This is a genomic window from Streptomyces acidicola (genome assembly GCF_009377235.1).
Taxonomy (GTDB): domain Bacteria; phylum Actinomycetota; class Actinomycetes; order Streptomycetales; family Streptomycetaceae; genus Streptomyces; species Streptomyces acidicola.
On sequence record NZ_VMNX01000018.1, the window covers coordinates 16,310 to 34,975 of the forward strand.

General features: G+C 67.2%; 16 protein-coding genes and 1 pseudogene. 7 read left to right on the plus strand and 10 right to left on the minus strand.

What is annotated here, in order from left to right:
* Positions 1-17 precede the first annotated feature (17 nt).
* Both FPZ41_RS08295 and FPZ41_RS08300 read left to right on the plus strand, forming a co-directional pair.
* Positions 18-653: pseudogene (locus FPZ41_RS08295) on the plus strand (aldo/keto reductase); the annotation flags it as partial.
* Positions 649-1,323 carry a hypothetical protein gene (locus FPZ41_RS08300; protein WP_194236025.1) on the plus strand — a complete coding sequence of 225 codons (675 nt, stop codon included), beginning with the start codon at positions 649-651 and terminating at the stop codon, positions 1,321-1,323. The pseudogene FPZ41_RS08295 and the gene FPZ41_RS08300, both read left to right, overlap by 5 nt.
* Before the next feature lie 102 nt (positions 1,324-1,425).
* Here FPZ41_RS08300 and FPZ41_RS08305 read toward each other — a convergent pair whose 3' ends face one another.
* The 9 genes from FPZ41_RS08305 to FPZ41_RS08345 form a co-directional block, all read right to left on the minus strand.
* The gene (locus FPZ41_RS08305) at positions 1,426-2,496 is read right to left on the minus strand and encodes an ornithine cyclodeaminase family protein (RefSeq protein ID WP_322619961.1); all 1,071 of its coding nucleotides are present in this window, start codon (positions 2,494-2,496) and stop codon (positions 1,426-1,428) included.
* A gap of 60 nt (positions 2,497-2,556) precedes the next feature.
* Complete coding sequence (locus FPZ41_RS08310; RefSeq protein WP_152860582.1) at positions 2,557-3,753, minus strand: type III PLP-dependent enzyme; 1,197 nt, start codon at positions 3,751-3,753, stop codon at positions 2,557-2,559.
* Positions 3,750-4,538, minus strand: a complete 789-nt coding sequence (locus tag FPZ41_RS08315) for an HpcH/HpaI aldolase family protein (RefSeq protein WP_322619962.1) — start codon at positions 4,536-4,538, stop codon at positions 3,750-3,752. The genes FPZ41_RS08310 and FPZ41_RS08315 overlap by 4 nt, the downstream gene beginning before the upstream one ends.
* Before the next feature lie 3 nt (positions 4,539-4,541).
* On the minus strand, positions 4,542-6,362 hold the full coding sequence (locus tag FPZ41_RS08320) for an IucA/IucC family protein (protein ID WP_322619963.1): 1,821 nt from the start codon (positions 6,360-6,362) through the stop codon (positions 4,542-4,544).
* Positions 6,359-8,089 carry an IucA/IucC family protein gene (locus tag FPZ41_RS08325; RefSeq protein ID WP_152860584.1) on the minus strand — a complete coding sequence of 577 codons (1,731 nt, stop codon included), beginning with the start codon at positions 8,087-8,089 and terminating at the stop codon, positions 6,359-6,361. Before FPZ41_RS08325 ends, FPZ41_RS08320 begins: the two co-directional genes overlap by 4 nt.
* A 41-nt stretch (positions 8,090-8,130) precedes the next feature.
* Positions 8,131-9,429, minus strand: a complete 1,299-nt coding sequence (locus FPZ41_RS08330) for an MFS transporter (RefSeq protein WP_152860586.1) — start codon at positions 9,427-9,429, stop codon at positions 8,131-8,133.
* Positions 9,426-11,261 (minus strand): IucA/IucC family protein, encoded by a 1,836-nt coding sequence (locus FPZ41_RS08335; protein WP_152860588.1) that lies wholly within the window; start codon positions 11,259-11,261, stop codon positions 9,426-9,428. Before FPZ41_RS08335 ends, FPZ41_RS08330 begins: the two co-directional genes overlap by 4 nt.
* Positions 11,262-11,330: 69 nt before the next feature.
* Positions 11,331-12,323: a 2,3-diaminopropionate biosynthesis protein SbnA gene (gene sbnA, locus FPZ41_RS08340; protein WP_152860590.1), complete on the minus strand. Its 993-nt coding sequence runs from the start codon at positions 12,321-12,323 to the stop codon at positions 11,331-11,333.
* Positions 12,324-12,861: 538 nt separating this feature from the next.
* Positions 12,862-13,872, minus strand: coding sequence for an ABC transporter substrate-binding protein (locus tag FPZ41_RS08345; RefSeq protein WP_152860592.1), 1,011 nt, complete (start codon positions 13,870-13,872; stop codon positions 12,862-12,864).
* Positions 13,873-13,975: 103 nt separating this feature from the next.
* Between FPZ41_RS08345 and FPZ41_RS08350 the strand changes: the two genes are divergently transcribed.
* Genes FPZ41_RS08350 through FPZ41_RS08360 form a run of 3 tightly spaced genes read left to right on the plus strand, consistent with a single transcriptional unit; the run spans position 13,976 to position 16,895 of the window.
* The gene (locus FPZ41_RS08350; RefSeq protein ID WP_322619964.1) at positions 13,976-15,031 is read left to right on the plus strand and encodes a FecCD family ABC transporter permease; all 1,056 of its coding nucleotides are present in this window, start codon (positions 13,976-13,978) and stop codon (positions 15,029-15,031) included.
* Positions 15,028-16,095 (plus strand): FecCD family ABC transporter permease, encoded by a 1,068-nt coding sequence (locus FPZ41_RS08355; RefSeq protein ID WP_152860594.1) that lies wholly within the window; start codon positions 15,028-15,030, stop codon positions 16,093-16,095. The genes FPZ41_RS08350 and FPZ41_RS08355 overlap by 4 nt, the downstream gene beginning before the upstream one ends.
* Positions 16,092-16,895: an ABC transporter ATP-binding protein gene (locus FPZ41_RS08360; protein ID WP_322619965.1), complete on the plus strand. Its 804-nt coding sequence runs from the start codon at positions 16,092-16,094 to the stop codon at positions 16,893-16,895. The genes FPZ41_RS08355 and FPZ41_RS08360 overlap by 4 nt, the downstream gene beginning before the upstream one ends.
* A 271-nt stretch (positions 16,896-17,166) precedes the next feature.
* Here FPZ41_RS08360 and FPZ41_RS49380 read toward each other — a convergent pair whose 3' ends face one another.
* Positions 17,167-17,241, minus strand: a complete 75-nt coding sequence (locus tag FPZ41_RS49380; protein ID WP_322619971.1) for a hypothetical protein — start codon at positions 17,239-17,241, stop codon at positions 17,167-17,169.
* Positions 17,242-17,344: 103 nt separating this feature from the next.
* Here FPZ41_RS49380 and FPZ41_RS08370 point away from each other — a divergent pair, with 103 nt between their 5' ends.
* Both FPZ41_RS08370 and FPZ41_RS46950 read left to right on the plus strand, forming a co-directional pair.
* Complete coding sequence (locus FPZ41_RS08370; RefSeq protein WP_152860596.1) at positions 17,345-18,214, plus strand: ABC transporter permease; 870 nt, start codon at positions 17,345-17,347, stop codon at positions 18,212-18,214.
* Positions 18,215-18,301: 87 nt separating this feature from the next.
* Positions 18,302-18,469 (plus strand): hypothetical protein, encoded by a 168-nt coding sequence (locus tag FPZ41_RS46950; protein ID WP_194236026.1) that lies wholly within the window; start codon positions 18,302-18,304, stop codon positions 18,467-18,469.
* Positions 18,470-18,666 lie beyond the last annotated feature (197 nt).

Sequence of the window (18,666 nt, forward strand, 5' to 3'; positions counted from 1 at the left end):
TCGAGGAGAACCGTTTCATGCAGTACCGACCGCTCGGCCGCACCGGCGTCCAGGTCAGCCCGCTGTGCCTGGGTGCGATGATGTTCGGCCCCTGGGGCAACGAGGACGAAGCAGACTCGGTGCGGATCATCCACCGTGCCCTCGACGCAGGCATCAACTTCGTCGACACCGCGGACGTGTACTCCGCCGGCGTCTCGGAGGAGATCGTCGGCAAGGCGCTCAAGGACCGCCGCGAGGACGTGTTCCTGGCGACCAAGTTCTTCATGCCGATGGACCAGGACGACCCCAACCAGCGAGGCGGGTCGCGGCGATGGATCATCCGAGAGGTCGAGAACTCCCTGCGGCGCCTGGACACCGATCACATCGACCTCTACCAGGTACACCGCCCCAGCCCGGACACGGACGTGGCCGAGACCCTCGGCGCCCTCACCGACCTCGTGCACCAGGGCAAGGTCCGCTACATCGGCTCCTCGTCCTACTCCGGCTCCCAGATCGTCGAGGCTCAGTGGACCTCGCGGGAGCGGCACCTGGAGCGGTTCGTGACCGAGCAGCCGCCGTACTCGATCCTGGTCCGTGGCATCGAGGAGGACGTGCTCCCCACCGTGCGCCGCCACGGCATGGGCATCCTCACCTACACAGAGCCAGCGCGTGGAAGTGTTCGACGTGAATCGACCCGATCGAACTGACCGTCGCAGGCGTGGGAAATCGGATCTGCTTGATGCTCAGAACGCGGCCCGGTCAGTGCTGAGGGGGCGGACGCGCGCGCAGGCCAAGTCGGGTAACGGTCCGGTGCAGATGGCCCGGATGTACAAGCTCGCCAAGGTCTCGGCCGTCAAGGCCCGCACCCAGGCGATCAACCAGCTCAAGGCTGTCCTCGTGATTGCCGACCCGAGCCTGCGGGAAAAACTGGCCGGTCTGGGCAATGCGGAACTCTTCCGCACCTGCGCACGGCTTGCCGACGACTCCAGAGACGAGGACGTGGACGGCGGGGAGACAGTGTTGCAGGCCACCCGTATGACGCTGTGCTGGCCCGGCGCATCGGGCAGCTCACCGAGCAGATCCAGGACCTGGAAGGCCGTCCGGCCCGGATCGCGGAGCGTCACTCCCCGCAGTTGCCGACCGTGGTGGGTATCGAGCGGGCCCGTGCCGCAACGTGTCCAGGCCCTGCTGCTGCCGGAGCCTGCGGCCCCACGCGGAGGTGTCCGGTGCGCCGGTGTCATCTCCTTGGCGGGGACGCTGGTCGTCGCGGCGCTGGCGGCTCTCGCGCCGGCGTACGGGCTGCACGAGTCGAGACCGCGCAGCAGACCGACCCCGATGTTCTGAGCGCAGTCGAAGCACTGTAGGGACTGGAAGGTCACAGGGCCACGAGCAACAAAGCGAAACGGCCCTCCAGTTGACCTGATGAGCCGTCACGAGAGTTCGAGGCTAGAGATTCAGCAGGTCGCCGATCCCGCGGGATTCGGCCTCGGAGTTGACCCGATCGGCTACAGCGACGTCGAGGATCGACATGCCGAACGGGTTGCTGATGACGATGTCGGCTTCGCTGCGGCGCCCAGGGTGGCGCCCGATCACGATGTCACCCAGGGTGGCGTCGACCTGCTTGGTGCGTGCTTGTGGGCTGACTCCCGTCCTCGGTTCGCCGTCGGGGCCCAGAAGGGTGCCGGCTCGGTGCATCCGGCCGAGCAGACGTCGCGGGTCGTCGCGCACGAGTCCCCAGTCGTCCACCACGACGAGGTCGGCGTCCAGTACGGCTGCCTCGGTGAGGTCATCCAGGGAGACGTGCGCGACCAGGGTCCCGGGCTTGAGCCAGTCAGGCTCGATGTATCCCTGCGTGACGGTGGTCACGGGGACGACCAGGTCCGCTCCGGCCACGCAGCCCCGGGCACCATCCACGGCCTTCGCGGTGACCCGCTCTCCACCCGGGAGCTTCTTGACGAAGTCCAGGAAACTCTGGGCGCGGCCCGGCGAGATGTCGTAGGCGACGACCTCGTTGAGTGTGGGGAGGGTGTTCAGGAGCAGAGAGGCGTGGGCTTGTGCCAGGGTTCCGCAGCCGAGGAACGCCACGGCGCGCGGGGCTTCGCATGCGAGGTGCCGTGCGGCGAGGGCGGTGACCGCCGCGGTGCGCATGGCGCTGATGTAGGCGGCTTCCATGAGAGCGACGGGCCGTGCGGTCTCCTGGTCCAGGAGCAGGGTGAAGCCCTGCGAGCGGGGTATGCCGCGGTCGGGGTTGGCGAGACTTGCGTTGATCGTCTTCAGGCCGATGATCGAGCGCGTGTCGGTGGTCAGTGCCCCGGGCATGGCCAGGCAGCGGGCGGATGCGCCCTCGGGCGTGGTCCAGCCGAGGTAAGCCTCCTCGGGGAGGATCGACTGGCCCTCGCTGTGCAGGACGAGCGCGTCCGAGACCGCCTCGACGATGTCGACGTTTCGGGCGGCTTCGATGACATCAGCTCGGGTCAGGTAGCGGAACGTGCTGTCGGGGTACTGCTCGAAATCCACGGGAATCTCCTGAAGTCCTGCTGGATGGGAAGGGCTGACCGCCCAGGGGGCGGTGATCGGTCAGGGCAGGTAGTGGTGTTCGGGGTGAGGGTGGCTGAGGAAGTCGTGGTGGGAGATCTCCCAGCCGTAGGCACCGGCGTGGGTGAAGACCAGGACGTCTCCGGGGCGGGCTCGTTCTACGGGTACGTCGCGGGCCAGGACGTCCTTGGGTGTGCACAGCTCCCCGACGACGGTGACGGGCTCACGGTAGGTCTCGGGGCGTGGGGTGGGCAGGTGCCACGAGTCGGTCTCGACCAGGGTGAAGGGATGGCTGTGCTGCCAGGAAGAGGGAAGCCGGAACTGGTGCGTGCCTCCGCGCACGATCAGGTATGTGGTCTGATGGTTGGTCTTCACGTCGAGGATCTCGGTGGCGTAGTAGCCGCACGCAGCGGTCAGGAAGCGACCGCACTCGAAGTCGATCTCTCGCCAGTGCTCGGGGAAGGTGTCCGCCACCAGGGCGCCGAGGCCCTCGGTGAACTGTTCCCATTCGAACTGGGCATCCAGGTCGCCATAGTTGATACCGATGCCGCCGCCTACGTTGAGGACCTCGCACGTGATGTCGAACTCGCGTTCCCACCCCTCGACCTTGCGTCGGTAGAGGTCGAGCATCTCCAAATGTGCTGGTGAGGAGAGGCTGTTGGAGAGCGAGTGGAGGTGGAATCCGATCAGACGGATGCCGGGGGCGTCCTTGGCGAGCTTGACCGCGGAGGGCAGAGCGGATTCGTCGATACCGAACTGGGTGGGCCTGCCGGCCATCGCCAAGGTCGCGGAGGGGAACGGGCCGCGTAGGTTGACCCTGAGCAGGATGTCGCAGTCGCGGCCCTTCTCCGTGGCGATCGCGGAAACGCGGTGCAGTTCGAGTTCGCTCTCCACGTGCAGTCGTGTCACGCCCGCATCGAGGGCCTGCGCGATCTCCTGTTCGGTCTTGGCCGGGCCGCCGAAGATGACAGGGATGTCGCTGTCGACGGCCCGTGCCTTGGCCACCTCGCCACCTGAAGCCACTTCGAAGCCCGCCACCAGTGGTGCCAGTGCCTCCAGCACGGGGGCCTGGCTGTTGGCTTTCATCGCGTAGAACATGTGGCAGCGGTCGGGCAAGAGCGCCGTCAACCGGGTGACGTGGGCGCGCAGGGCGTCCAGGTCGTATGCGAAGAAGCAGACAGGTTCGGGGCGTGTGCCGCTCTCCTTGGCCAGCCGTACGACAGAGTCGGGAAGGATCATCGGGAGTTCTCCCATTGGGTCGCGGCGGTGCGGTGCTCCTCAAGGTGGGCGGACAGTGCCCGGAAGGCCAGACCCCGCTCCTCTCCCAGAACGAACGCACGGACGCCCGCGCGCGACCATGCCGTGTGGTCTTCCTCGGCCCGCGGTATGGCGCAGAAGGGGACGCCGGCCTCGTCGCAGGCGGCGTGGATCTTCTCGACGGCTTCGCGCACCGTCGGATGCCGCGTCTGCCAGGGCACCCCGTACGACTGGGAGAGGTCGGCCGCACCTTCCAGAATGAGGTCGAGGCCGCTGGTGAGGATTTCGGGGAGGTTGTCGACGCCTTCGGCGTCCTCGATCATGCCGACGACCATCGTTTCCTCGTTGGCCTTGCCGAGATAGCCGGCCAGGTTGATCCGCCCGAAGCCCGGTACGCGGCCGCCGTTCAGGCTGCGCATGCCCTCAGGGGCGTACTTGGCGGCGCGGATCGCGGCGTCGGCGTCGGCTCGGGTACGCACGTGCGGGACGACGATGCCCATGGCTCCGGCGTCGAGTGCTTTGAGGATGAGGCCCGGCGCGGCTTCGGGGACGCGGACGAAAGGGGTGAGGTCGACGGCCTCGGCCGCCCTGATCAGGTGTTCCAGCTGCTGTGGGTCGACGAGGGCGTGTTCGCTGTCGAGGATCACGAAGTCGTATCCCGCGCAGCCGATCATCTCGACCACAGTGGGGTCGGGGATGGAGCAGAACAGCCCGTAGACGGAGGTTCCGGCGGCGAGTTTCGCCTTGACGGCGTTGGGGCGGAGCACGGCTCAGGCCTCCCGTATTGCACGAGGACCGTGCAGGGGGTTGGGGACACTGTGGAGTCGCAGTTCGGTGTCCGGCAGCAGACGACGGGCTGTGAGCTGTTCGACATCGAGCTGCGGCTTGGACACGTCGAACAGCGCGAACCTGTCGGCCAGTTCGGGGAACTTCGCCTGATAGGCGGCGATCGCGGCTCGGACCTCGCTCCAGAACTCCTCTTCGGCGTAGTCGTAGACGTCGTCCAGGAACATGGCCAGCTCACCGAGGTTGATGAAGAAGAAGGCGTCCAGGAAGAAGTCCGCGACCAGGTCGAGGTCGTCGGTCTCCACGAAGGAGTTGCGGTTCGCGTGGTAGCTGGGAGTGGAAGCCAGCTCGGGGGCGGTGGCCGGATCGGCCAGGTGCGCACGGGAGAACCGGACACCGTCGTGGAAGTCCCGCAGGACGACCCGAGTGGGGCGACCCTGGTCGTGGACAAGGGCCATGTTCTGGGCGTGCGACTCGATGGCGATGCCGTGCCCCTGCAGGAAGTGGATCAAGGGCGTGACGCTGACCTCGAGCAGTTGCTTGACCCACTCCCGGATTCCCCAACGGCGTACCCACGGGTCGATCAGCGGGGTGCCGTCGAGCTCGCGGGCGATGAGCCCGGTGTACGGCACTGCCCTCTCGCTCGGGTCGAGCCTGCCGTCCAGGGTCTCGCGCCAGATGCAGCCGAGCCTGCCGTAGGTCCGCTCCCGCACGAGTTCGGAGACCGGCTCGGGGGCGACCGCGACGCCGCGCACCTCGCCGAGCAAGATGACCCGCAGGTCGTCTCGGAGGTACGGGTCCGACGCGACGATCCCACGCAGCCAGTCCGAGACGGCGGGCGCGTTGGTGACCGTGTGGGGGGCCAGGCCTCTGCTGGTGGAGGTGTTGAGGATGGAAAGCGACAGCTTCATGTAGTCGCGATGCGGGGCCTCTTGGCAGGCCATCGTGCGGATGGACTGCTGGGCGAGGTGGGCGTGGGGGTCCGTGCCGAGAGCGACGATCTTCCGGTCTCGGATGTGCGCGGCGAAGGGGACGGCGACTGCCTCACGCCACTGCCACGGATGCACGGGCAGCAGCTCGTACTCCTCGGGACGAAGGACAGCTTGGTCCAGCTCTTGCCGGAAGGCGTCCCACGCCGGTCCGAGCTGACCGCGCAGATACGCGCCGTCAAGCGTGCTGGACGAGACGGCGGTGGTCAGGCTGCGGTGCGCGGCGATCCACAGAGGCCGTACGGGCTGGGCGAACTCCGGTCCGAAGGCGAGGTGGTCCTCCAGGTCGAATCCGACTCGGGACTTATAGGCAGGGTGATACGGATGTCCGTCCATCACCATGCCTTCCAGTACGTCGTAGTCGGCCTCGGCCAGACGTCCGTCCCGTTCCTCCCGGGCGCACTGGGCGACGGCGTCCTTCACCAGCGTCTCCTCCAGCTCACGGGAGAAGCCCTCGATGCGCTCGTCCGTGACCCCACCGAGGTGCTCGCGGATCTCGGTGAGGAAGCCGGTCAGCGAGGCAGCCTCGCTTTCGCCGTTCTCCGAGACTCGGAGGAGAGGATCACGAACAATCCTGGTGCGGGCGAAGCCGTAGGCCGGATCACCAAGGGTGAAGACGTACCGCACCGGTCGTCCCTGGGCGTCGACGCCGTCGACCGCCGACCGGCCGTCCGCCTCGGAGCGTGCTTTGAGCACGCCTTCGTACAGCAGTGATTCGAGAAGCTGGCGGAATATCCTGCGGCGTACCGTGGGCAGGTGGTGGGAGCGCAGCGCACGCTGCACCAGGGCGAGATTCGGGCTGAAGGTCTGGATCACCGGGCCACCTCGTAGATCGGGTTGGGCAGGAGGACGTAGGACGGGTGCTCGCTGCTCTTGGCGAGGCGACTGGAGAGATTGGCCTTGGCCGGGAGCGTGTCCGCCGCCGCGAGGGCCTTGGCGGACGCGCCCAGCCGGGCCGCGAGGACGCGGCGGACCACGGACCACAGACGGGACTCGTCATGGCCGGTGTAGTACCCGAGGACGTGCACCAGGTGGCCGAGGTGATTGGTCACGGCGTAGTACCGAAGCCGGTGCCAGGCCTCGTCATGGCTGTACAGCAGGGTGCTGCGCGGCTCCAGGGCTCGACCTGCGGGGGTCCGGCCGCGGTTTTCGCGGCTCAGGCTCACACCTTCCATGTCCCGTACGTAGAACTGGGTCGGCCGGCCTTGGTCGAGGTGGACCAGGGAGTTCTGTACGTGCGCCTCGAAGCTGATTCCGGTGGTGTCGAAGACGTCGAGCAGTGGAACGAGGGAAATCTCCAGGTACTGGGCCAACCATTGGGCCACGCCATCGAAAGGCAGTGGTCCCATGGGTACCCCGTAGGCCTCACGGACGTGGCCGATGAGATGGGGCTCGGCCCCGTCCGCCCCTGTTTCCAGCAGGCCGGCCACGACCTGAGGTGCTTTGCCGTTGGACGCGAAGGGGTTCTCCCGGAAGAGAACCGTGGTGTCCGCGGCCAGTTCCTCGTCGGCGAGGCCCAGCGCCCCTGTTTCGATCAGCACGTGGAAACCGGGGTAGTTCCACTCGGGTCGGCACCGGGTCACCAAGGCGCTGGCGTCGAGGGCACGTTGTGTCTGATCGGTCGGGTTGTTCCGAACGAAGTTGGTGATGCGGACGTGCAGGGGGAGCTTCCACGCGGTCGTGAAGTCGGGGTCGCACACCGTTCGTACGGAAGAGGTGGGGTAGACAGCCGGGCCGAGCGGGCCGAGGTCGGTGATGTCGCCGGCCTCCACCCATGCGCGGAACCGGGGCTGTCGCAGCAGGTAGGCGGCCTGCCACGGGTGAACGGGCAGCAGCGTGGCTTCGTCGGTTCCGCCTCTCGAAGCCGTCTGTGCCTGAGCTGTCAACTCGGCGGGCAGCCAATCGCCGTCGGCGACTCGGCGGGAGCGGAGCAGGCGCGGGGCGACGGCGAAGTAGTGGAGGGCGAAGTCCGCACCCAACTCAGGTGCATAGGCGACCAGTTCGGCGTCATTGAAGCCCTCGGCGCTCTTCGGTGTGGGGTGGAGAGGGTGGCCCATGAGCAAGGACTGTTCCGCGTGGCGCGTCAGTGCGTGCCTCTGGTGGGGAGTGGGCCGGGGCCCGCGTCCGCGCTCCAGGTAACGCGCGGTGCGCTCGACGCTGTTGTCGACCTGGGCGGAGAGTTCCGTCTGGGTATCGCTGTCGGCGCCGAGCTGGGCCGACAGCTCACCCAGGAGGATGCCGACGAGAAGGCGGTGATCCACCGGACGCGTCGAGGTCTCCTCCGCGTCGGTGAGCCGGAGTTCGCTTCCGAAGACGTGGTGCCCCATAGGTGACCAGTGCAGGATGCTGCCGGTCAGCACGTGGCCGGAGGACGGCAGGAGCAGGCGGAACTCCTTCTCGTCGGCGACTCTCGGGTCGCGTATCCCCGTCTCGGAGAGAAACGAGTTGAGTAGACGCTGCGTGGACCCCGCCTCGGCTTGGTCCCGAGCGCCCGGTCGGATCGATGAGGCGACGGAGGGCTCGTGGGTACGGGTCCGGGTCATCGGATGCTTCTCCCCGCGCGGTCTGACATGTGGTCCTTCTTCTACGGGTGGGATCGACTGGCGGGTTGGGGGTCCGAGCCGACGTGGGTGCCGTCGCTGCGTGACGGCATGGGTGAGAGGGTGGCCCGCCAAGGCCTGGGGCGCGCCGCAGCCAGCGCGGCTGTGCCGACGAAGAGCAGGCCCAGGCCGCAGAACTGCCACACGGAGTGCCCGAGCCCGGCGACCGCTGCCCCAAGCAGGGGGCCGAGGACTTGGCCGAAGCCCAGCACGCTCATCGTCAGGGCGAGGCAGGTGCCCCGGCCTGCGAAGGGGCTGCCCCTGCTGACCAGGTGCTGGATGGACGGCAGGAGCGCGGCGAAGCAGAAGCCCTGCAGCAGTCGAAGCGGAGTCAGCCACCCGGGCTCCCCGGGCACGGCCTGCAAGGCGACCGCCAGTCCGCAACCCAGCGCGGCGAAGGCGAAGTTGCGCTGCGGGCTACCGCGGTCGTTGCGACGCCCCCACCAAATGCCGCCGACGAGGGTAGCGGCCCAGGTGACTGCCTGGAGAACGCCCACCCACAGCGTCGCGGTACGCACCGAGTCGGTGATTTCCGCGATGCGCGGGGCGAAGATCACGACGAGGGCGTACACGCCGGCCTGGGCCGCCAGCCCGCCCACAAGCATCCGCCTGAGGTAACGGTCCTTCCAGAGGAGCCGTGCACCGCCCCGGACGGAGAGGTCTTCCGTCGGGGCCGCCTCGCCCTTGCCGCTCAATGTAGTGGCCTCGCGAAGGGCAGACAGCGAAAGCAGCGCCGACAGGACCATGAGCGTGGCCACGCAGATGAAGAGCACATCGAAACCGAAGCCCACGGCCACCGCGCTGCCCACCAGCGGACCGGCGAGTGATCCGGCCGCCGTGGCACTCATCAGTCCGCCGAACGTGCGGCCCTGATGCTCCTCGCGCGCCATGGTGCTGGCGAAGGCCGCGTTGGCGGACACCACTCCGCCGAACAGGCCTTGGACGAAACGGAACACGACGAACTGGGCGGCTGTCTCAGCCCACGCCATCAGTCCTAGGGCCACAGCGAGTCCCAACTGGGCTCGCACAACCATGGACTTGCGCCCATAGCGGTCTCCGATCCGTCCCCACAGAGGACCGCTGACGATCTGGGCCGCCGCGGGCACCGCGAGGGCAAGGCTGGTCCACCAGGGCACAGCCGCCGACGGAACGCCGAGACCGGCGAGATAGAACGGAAGGACCGGAACCACCGTCGTGAGGCCGCCCACGGCGACGAACTGGCCGAACCACAGCACAGCGAAGGCTTGGCGGTTCTCCTTCGCGCCCGCTACCGAGCCGGTCACCTGAACCCCTCTGCCTTACGGAGGGGGTTTGGCACCAGCCCGGAACCTGCGGGCATGCTGACCTCGCCTCGCGGTGCCTGTCGCAGCAACGGCCCCAGAATGTGCCGGGAGGGCCAGGTCCTCGATCGCAGCACATCGCGCTCGACAGTCTCGGCCAGGGGCGCCGGCAGATCCAGTTCGTCCAGGGCGGTGCGCACACCGACGCCGAGGGCATGCCAGAAGGAAGCTTCGGGGACACCCGACCACCGGGTGAGGGCGTCCGCGATCCCGAACAGGTTCACCTGGAAGCCCAGCGTCTGGAGATAGCCGAGCAGCGCCTCGCGGGTCGGCAGGTTGAGGCTCTGCCGGGCGCCGGGCTTGAGGCGGTAGCCGGGTTCGGGGACCTCGGCTGCGGCCATCGATGCCGAGTGCAGGCGCAGTGCGTCGTGGTCGCGCAGCACAAAGCCTTCCGTGCCTTTCGCGGTGAACACGGCCAGGACGTTCTGCCCGTGCAACTCCGGTAGAACCCCGTAGCACAGGAAGGACAGCCCCATCCTGCAGAAGGCTCCCGCGATGTCGGTGAAGAGCGTCAGCGCCCACTCCTTCCGGTCCCCGTTGGCCAGGCCGAGCTCGGTGAAGGAGCCGGCCAGGACGTCCCACTCGTGGGATGCCAGGGCGCCCATCGGCATGACCAACCGTGTGGGGTCGGACAGGAGACTTTCGGGCAACAGGCGGAGCTGAGCGGCGAGATGACCCGGGCGGTTGTCGAACTCGTCCTCGCCACCCGGAAGTTGCCACCCCGACCAATTGCTTTCGTCACATACCCGTACGAGGCGGCCGAGTACGGCGTCGCCCTCGATCACTTGTGTCATGGTCCGCTGGGCACGGTCGCTGTTGTCGAGGTAGCGCGGAGGCAGCAGCCTTGCGGCACCCAGCGTGCTCACTCCCAGCGGGAGCTTCAGATGTACGTCAGTTTCGGGGACAGTGAGCAGAGTACGCAGGGAGGCCGTGGGCAGGAACTGCCCCACCACCCCTTCCAAGGCCACCACTTCACCGGACGCGAACTCCTCCGAGAACTGGTCCGGCAGAACGCGCTCCGCCTGCCACGGGTGCACGGGCAACGGCTGATAGTCCGCCGGACGGACACCTGCCCGTTCCATCATGCCGAGCAGTCGCTCCTGACCGGCGGCATCGAGGAGCCTCTCGTGGAGTCGGCGGGAGCTGGTGCCCGTACCCGTACGAAGGCGGTCCCGGCGGACAGCGACCCAACGTACGGTGACCGGGTCTTGGCGCATAGGCCCGAACTCGGCGTGCTCGGCCGCTGTCCAGCCTGAGCTGGCCCGGGCGGTGGGGTGAAAGGGGCGATCGCGGGTGGCCGCGAGACGCTCACCGGCCAGCAGTCCGCCCGGCGCCGGCGCGGGGCGCCCGGACTCGTGGTGGACCCGCAAAGTGATCGCTGCGTGTTCGACGGACGTCCGCAGATCCGCGATCGTGCGCGAGCTCCCGGCGGGTGGTGAGTCGCTGGGTGCCTCGAGCGCGTTCAGGGCTACGTCGAGCAGCCGGTCGGGCTCGGTGAATGGCTCTGGTTCGCCCTGCTCCTGCTGGCACCAGATGGGCGACCGGGAGAGGCGTACGGGCTGAAGGGCGGCGGCCGACCGCCCACGGAACCACAGTTGGAGCGAGCCCACGTCGGCGCGGTACCAGTCCTCGCCGCTCTGCAGTTCCTCCCGCCCCGCCAGCGGGGCGGGAGGAACTGCAGAGCACAGCCGGTCGAATCCCGCCAACTCCTCCTGGATCAAAGCATCGACAAGGTCACGCATGACGAGGTCGGATGCGGTCTGACGCCACTGCATCAACAAACTCCGGGGCTCCGTGCGGATGTGGTGCTTCTTGGTACGGGTAGGTGCCGGCCTGTCACCCGGTCAGAGGCTGGACCGCAGGTCACGCTGCTTGTTCAGCCAGGTGTCGTCGTAGATGAGATCCATGTAGCGGTCACCGCGGTCGGGGAAGAGCGCCACTGCACGGCAGGGACGCGGGTGGTCCTTCAGCCGCTTGCGCATCGCGGCGACCACCGACCCTGTGGAACCGCCGGCGAATATGCCTTCGGTGGCGAGGAGTTCGCGACAGGCGAGCGCCGCGTCCACATCGTCCACGTGCACCACTTCGTCGATCTCGTCCCTCTGCAGGAGTTCCGGTACGCGACTGGAACCGATGCCCGGGATCTCACGCCGACCGGGAGGGGCGCCGAAGATGACGGAGCCGACCGCGTCGACGGCTATCACGCGGACCGAGGGAAAACTCTCCCTCAGCTTCCGCGAGCATCCGAGAATGCTCCCGCTCGTACTTACGGCGGCAAAAAAATAGTCCGGAGGCCGGATCAACTGCTGCGATATCTCGGTTCCGGAGCCGTGGTAGTGCGCAAGCCAGTTCCGCTCATTCGCGTACTGATTGATCCACAAGGAGTTCGGAGTGGAGGCGACGAGTTCCCGCACACGGCGAAGTCGCGTGTGCAGATATCCTCCTGACTCGTCGACCGTGTTGACGATCTCCACGTTGGCGCCCAGGCTGCGCAGCAGCAGGACGTTGGCCTGTGTGGTCTTCGGGTCGACGACACAGGTGAAGCTGAGCCCGAAGAGCTGGGCCGCGATGGCCAGGGCGATCCCGAAGTTGCCGGAACTGGACTCAATGATATGGGCGTTGGCCGGTATGGAGCCGTCGGCGAGTCCGCGTTCCATGATGAACTGCGCAGGGCGGTCCTTCATACTGCCACCCGGGTTCATGAGTTCGAGTTTGGCAAGGACCTCGATCTCAGGATCCGGGAATAGGCGGTTGAGAGAAACGAGAGGAGTGTTGCCGACGCAATCCAGAATGGAACTGCGGACATCCTCGATGGTGACGGAATCAGTGGGGGGCAAAAGAGATCATCCTTGCGGGTGAGGTGACGTCTCTTGGTCAGGGCATTGCCGGCGCTACACGGTTGATCGCGGCAGTCAGGCGGCACTCACAGGGGAATGGGAACTACGTAGCCACAGCGGCCGATTGGCATAGTAAGGCTAACCTAACTTAGTTGCTGAGCCAACCGGAACAATCCGCCCAAAATTGGCTGACATTGCGCCAATGTGAGCGTCATGGCTCTGGGTGGGCCGAGAGAGTTCCCCACGTCTGGCGGCAGTCGTCTGCGGCAGCAGGGGCGACGCGGAGCGGCCGGCTCGCCCGCTGGTCAGGGTCGCGCCACTGACGAGCACTTCCCGTGAAGGCCCGCCGAGAATCTGCAAAGTTCGAGCCGCGTAGTCGCATCGGCCTACGATGGGAACGCCCGGAGTCACTGCTATCGCGACGACGGGCAACAGCGAGATCTGGCGCATGCCACGCCAGCCGTCGCGTGAACGGAGACCCCGCTTCGTTGCGCGATGGCCGGCGGGACCCCAGGATGCCCGCCGGCCGTTCCGGTTATCAGGAGCGAGCCGGGTCGACGCCGAACTGCTCGGCGAGGTCGTCCAGGATGACGTTCGCACCCTGAAGACTGACCGAGGTGATCCAGGAAGTGTCGTCCACGTCGGTGGTCTCACCTTTCAGAGCACCCCACAGAGGGTTCGCCTGGAACCGCTTCTTGGGGTTCTCCTTGTTCTCCCGGGGGTCGGCGTACGTCGCGACGAAGATCCGGTCAGCGTCGAGCTTGCTGATCTCTTCCTGGCTGAGGTCGATCTTGATGGAGTCCTTGACGTCCGGCTGGCCCTTCGCGCGCTGCAGTCCAGTGTCGGAGAAGACCGTCCCGGGGAACGAGGCGCTGCTGTAGAGACGCACGGTGGACTCACCCTCGGTGAAGCGCGCGAGCGAGACTGACGTATCGGCCCCGTGCTTCTTCTTGATGGCAGCACCGATCTTGGCGGCGCGCTCCTCATAGGCGTTGATCTTGTCCTCGGCCACCTTCTCCTTGTCGAAGGCCTTGCCCAGGAGGCGGATGTTGTCCTTCCATGTGAGACCGGTCGACTCGCTGAAGATCGTAGGAGCGACGTTGCTGAGCTCGTCGTAGATCTTCTCGTGCCGAATCTTCGCGGAGACGATGACGTCGGGCTTGGCGTCGTACAGCTTCTCGACATCCGGCGCGTCCTGCTCGCCGACGATCTTCGCGTCGGCGGCGAACTTCTTGTCCTCGGCCGGGAGATAGTCCGGCAGTTGCTCGGAAGCTGCAGGGTACCGCGTGGCGGCCACGACCTTGATCCCGAGGGCGACGGCCGCGTCCACGTAGGAGGAGTCGAGCGCGGCCACCGTCTTCGGCTTGTTGCCGATGGTCGTCTTGCCCATCGCGTGCGTGATGGTGCGCGGGTACCCTCCTGCCTTCGAGTCCGCCTGCTTCTCACCGTCGCCGGCATCACCTCCCGAGCAGGCCGTGAGCGCCAGGAGAGAGGCAGAGGCGAACACGATGGACACACGTCGACCGAGCGTGAGGGCGGGGAGCGACATCGGTGATCCCAACGGTAAAGTGAGGCTTACCTAAGACACCCTAAGATGCTTTTCGGATTGTTCCAACCGGTCGAGGTGTACGGCACGTTGAGGGGAGCCCCAAGTGACCGCGCTCGCAGAGCAGGGCAGTAAGTCCCGCGCCGCGGCACTCAGTGAGAGCGCCCGGCGTCGCCGGCGCCGCAGACGAGCCCTCGGGCTCCTTGCCCTTGCTCTGTTTCTGGTCTGCGCCGCCGGCATCATGCTGGGTACGAAGCCGATCGCCCCTGGAACGGTGTGGCAGGCCCTCACCGACCCGGCGCGGGTCGAGGACCACATCATCGTCCGATCCCTGCGGTTGCCGCGTACGCTGTTGGGCCTCTGTGTCGGTCTGGCCTTGGGCGTAGCGGGTTCACTCATCCAGGCTCACACCAGGAACCCGCTCGCCGACCCCGGTCTGCTCGGCGTCAACCAAGGGGCGGCCTTCGCCGTCGTTGCCGCCGTCGTCGTCCTCAACGTCCAGAGCCTGTACGGCTACATCTGGTTCGGGTTTGCCGGGGCGCTCCTCGCCAGCTGCGTGGTCTTCGCGCTCGGCAGTATCGGCGGCTCCGGCTCCACACCGATTACCCTGACCCTGGCCGGCGCGGCGGTGAGCGCCCTCCTCAACGGCCTGATCGCGGCCATTGTCCTGGGAAACCGGCAAGGCATGGAGACCTACCGCTTCTGGCACGTCGGGTCCATCGCCAGTCGCGACTACGCGGTCCTCGGCCAGGTTCTGCCGTTCATTGTCGTCGGCCTGGTCCTGGCACTCGCCAGCACTCCTGGAATGAACGCACTTGCCCTGGGGACCGATGTGGCCAAGGCGCTCGGACAGAATGTCCGACGCACCCGCGTAGTCGGCATCCTCGCCATTACGTTGCTCACCGGAGCCGCGGTGGGAGCCTGCGGGCCGATCGCCTTCCTCGGACTCCTCGCCCCGCACTTGGCCCGCATGTTCACGGGCCCCGACTACCGGTGGCTCGTGCCGTGCGCGGCTCTGACCGGCGCGGTGCTGATCATCACGGCCGATGTACTGAGCCGGGTGATCTCCGGCGACACGTTCGAGGTAGGCATCATGATCGCGATCATCGGGGCCCCCGTCTTCGTGTTCATGGTGCACCGCAAGGGAGTCGTCCGCATATGAGCCGCATCGCCTTGAGCAAGTCCTCGATCCCCGGGCGTCGGGCGATCGCGTCGGGGCCGGTCGGCTGGAGCTTCCGTCTCCGCTCCCTGGTCGTGCCTGTGATCGCGATCGCTCTGCTCGTCCTCATGGCCTCGCTCAACATCGGTCTCGGGTCCTCGTACATCAGCGTCTCCGACGTACTCGACACCCTGACCGGCGGAGGAGACGCACGGACCCAGGGAATCATCTTCGACCTCCGGCTCCCGCGCACACTCAGCGGAATTCTCGTCGGTGGGGCCCTCGGCCTCGCCGGGGCCGTCTTCCAGTCCATCGCCCGCAATCCCCTTGCCAGCCCCGATGTCCTCGGTATCACTTGGGGCGCGGGGGTGGGCGCAGTCAGCGCCATCGTCATCGGCGGCAACCTCGCCTCCCTGGGCGTCCCGCTCGGTGGACTGGTGGGAGGTCTGACCGCCGGTACGCTGCTCTACCTCCTCTCCTGGCGCAAAGGCATCGACGGCTACCGCATGGTGCTGATCGGCATCGGTATCTCCGCCGTGGGATACAACATCGTCTACTGGCTCCTGACCGTCGGCGACGTCGACTCCGCCACTCGTGCCACCACCTGGATCGTGGGTAACCTCAGCGATGTCGGCTGGGAGTCCGTCGGCCCGGTCCTGACCGCGCTGGCCATACTGGTCCCGGTCACCCTTATCTGCTCCCGCACGTTGAGCACGCTCCAGTTCGGGGACGACACAGCACGCGGGCTCGGGCTCAGGGTCGACGCTTCCAGGGGGATCCTCCTGCTGCTCGCCGTGCTGTTGGCATCGGTGGCGACTGCCGCGGCCGGGCCGATCACCTTCGTCGCCCTGGCGACACCGCAGATCGCCCTGCGACTGGTCCGTGCCGCACAGCCCCCACTGCTCAGCTCCCTGGTGCTCGGCGCGCTGCTCACCGTCAGCGCGGACTTCGCCGTACGGGTGGCGCCCGGGGCCACAGACCTTCCGGTGGGAGTGCTGACCGCCATCCTCGGCGCCCCCTATCTGATCTTCTTGTTCATCCGCAACCGCCGAAAGGAAACCGCGTGACCCTGCGAGCAGAGAGCGTCCAACTCGGTTACGGAGAACGCCTCGTAGTCGACAAGCTCGACCTGGAAATACCCGAGGACACGGTCACCTCGATCATCGGCCCGAACGGATGCGGCAAATCCACTCTGTTGCGGTCCATGGCACGGTTGTTGACACCCAGCAGTGGCAGTGTTCTGCTGGACGGCAAACAGATCGAGAAGCTTCCTTCCCGCGAAGTGGCACAGCGAGTCGGGATCCTGCCTCAAACCCCACTCGCCCCTGAAGGGCTGTCGGTTGCGGAACTGGTGGCGAGAGGCCGCTACCCCTACCAGCACTGGTACCGCCAATGGTCCCCGGCCGACGACGAAGCCGTCCAGGACGCCCTCGCCCTCACCGGCATGGACGAGCACGCAGGGCGGGTCGTCGACGAACTCTCAGGCGGTCAGCGTCAGCGGGCCTGGATTGCCATGACCCTGGCACAGGGAACGAGCATCCTGCTCCTGGACGAGCCGATCACCTACCTCGACCTGGCCCATCAGATCGACGTGCTCGATCTGATCCACCGTCTGCACATCGAGCGGGGCACCACCGTGGTGATGGTGCTGCACGACCTCAACCTCGCCGCACGCTACGCAGATACGCTCGTCGCCATGCGCGAGGGCCAAATCCTCGCGAAGGGGGCGCCGGCTCAGGTGCTCACGGAGGACAGGCTGAAGGACATCTTCGGGTTGTCGGCCAAGGTCCTTGAGGACCCGGTCTCCGGCACGCCACTCGTCGTGCCCATCAGCGCACACCTCAACTCTCTTCAGCCCAGCGGCTGATCACCTCGAGCATCGGGTGCCGCCCTCGGTGATGGCAGCGGGTGGTGCGACCGCGCTCAAACCGGCAACCGTAGATCGCGGCGGCGGCGCTGGATATCGGACTACCCGACGCGGACGGCCATGAGAGCTCCGGCAGCGCACCTACTTGCAGTTCCTGTCCGAGCACCCGATCTCCGGCCAGTTGCACGGCCCTTGACGAGCCGAATCTGCCAGCAGACGTCATCCTGGGCGGGCCCCGGCATCCCGGAGGCCATGCGTGCCACCGCGACACTCAACTGTGCAGCGTGTCCGGATGCACACCGAGCTCCTTGGCAACCTCCGGGACCGGCTTCCCCGTCTCGATCACGATGCGTACAGCACCCTCACGAACTCGGCGTCATACGACTGATGCTTGGACCCCATGAATCCCAACTTTCCCTGCAATCACCGACTCCACGCTACGAGGTGCCATGAACTCCGCCTCGGCCGCTCTGCTGCCGGTCAACGCCGTGCTCGCCTGGGTCCTGGCCGTACTCCTGGCCGCCGCTGTCGCGGTCACGGCCGCGGCCCGGCTCTCCCCCGAACAACACTTCGGACGCGCCCGCGAAGTGCTGACGGCCGGCCTGCGCGCAGCCCTTCAACTGGCCGCCGTCTCCGCCATCATCGGCTGGGTCGTCCACCATGGCGCCGCCCTGCTCGGCTTTGTGCTGCTGATGTACGCCGTCGCGGTGCGCACCGCGGGACGCAGGATCACCTCCGACGGCACCTGGTGGTGGACAGCACTGCCGATCGCGGTCGGCGTCCTACCGGCCGTCGCGCTCCTGCTGGGCACCGGCTTGCTGCCGGTGCGCGGCATCGCGCTCATTCCAGTAACCGGCATCCTGATCGGGGGCGCGCTCACCGCCACCGTGCTCGCCGGACGGCAGAGCATGGTCACGCTGGAACAACGGCACGGCGAGGTCGAAGCCGGTCTTGCCCTCGGCCTGACAGAACGCGATGCCAGGATCGAGATAGCGCGCCCCGTCGCCTCCGACGCCCTGGTTCCCGGCCTGGACCAGACCCGCACGGTCGGTCTGGTCACCCTGCCCGGCGCCTTCGTCGGCATGCTCCTGGGCGGAGCCGACGCAATCACCGCCGGCGCCGTGCAACTGTTCGTCCTCGTCGCCCTCATGGCTGTCCAAGCCGTCGCGGTCACTGTCACCCTCGAACTGGTTGCCCGTTCCCGCATCACGGCACCCCGCCGGGGTACCGCGCCGCCGTCACCACGGTGGACGTGGTCCTCATGGCGGGCACGCCGCACCGCGCGAAGCAGCTCGGCCCGTGGAAGGGCCGAGCCATGACCGGACGAGCCGCACGGCACCGGCTCGTACACAGCCTCCATCGCCGACCCAGGGTTGGGTGCCCAGGCCGGAGCCGTGGTGACGGACATGGCGGAGTGGCTGGGGCATCGTGACCCGAGGGTCACCCATCAGACCTACGCGCATGTGATGCCCGATGCTCCGGAGCGACTGAGGTCTCTCATGGATGCCGTTTTCACGCTGCAGAGCGAGCTCGACTTGCCGCTCGAGTTCGAGGCAGTGGTCGAGGCGGCCTGAACGGAAATCTGTTGAACGGGTGGTGCCCTCAGCCAGTCGTCTGGCTGAGGGCACCACCCGTTTGGCTTGGCCGCCCAGGACGCGCTGCGCGGTCGGTAGCCGGCCAGTTTGCGTAGCGCTGATGCGGCCCGAGGCACTGCGGTGAGTGACGATCTCTGGTGCCTGTCGCCAGGCCCGCAGTCAGCCCGATCGGGCAC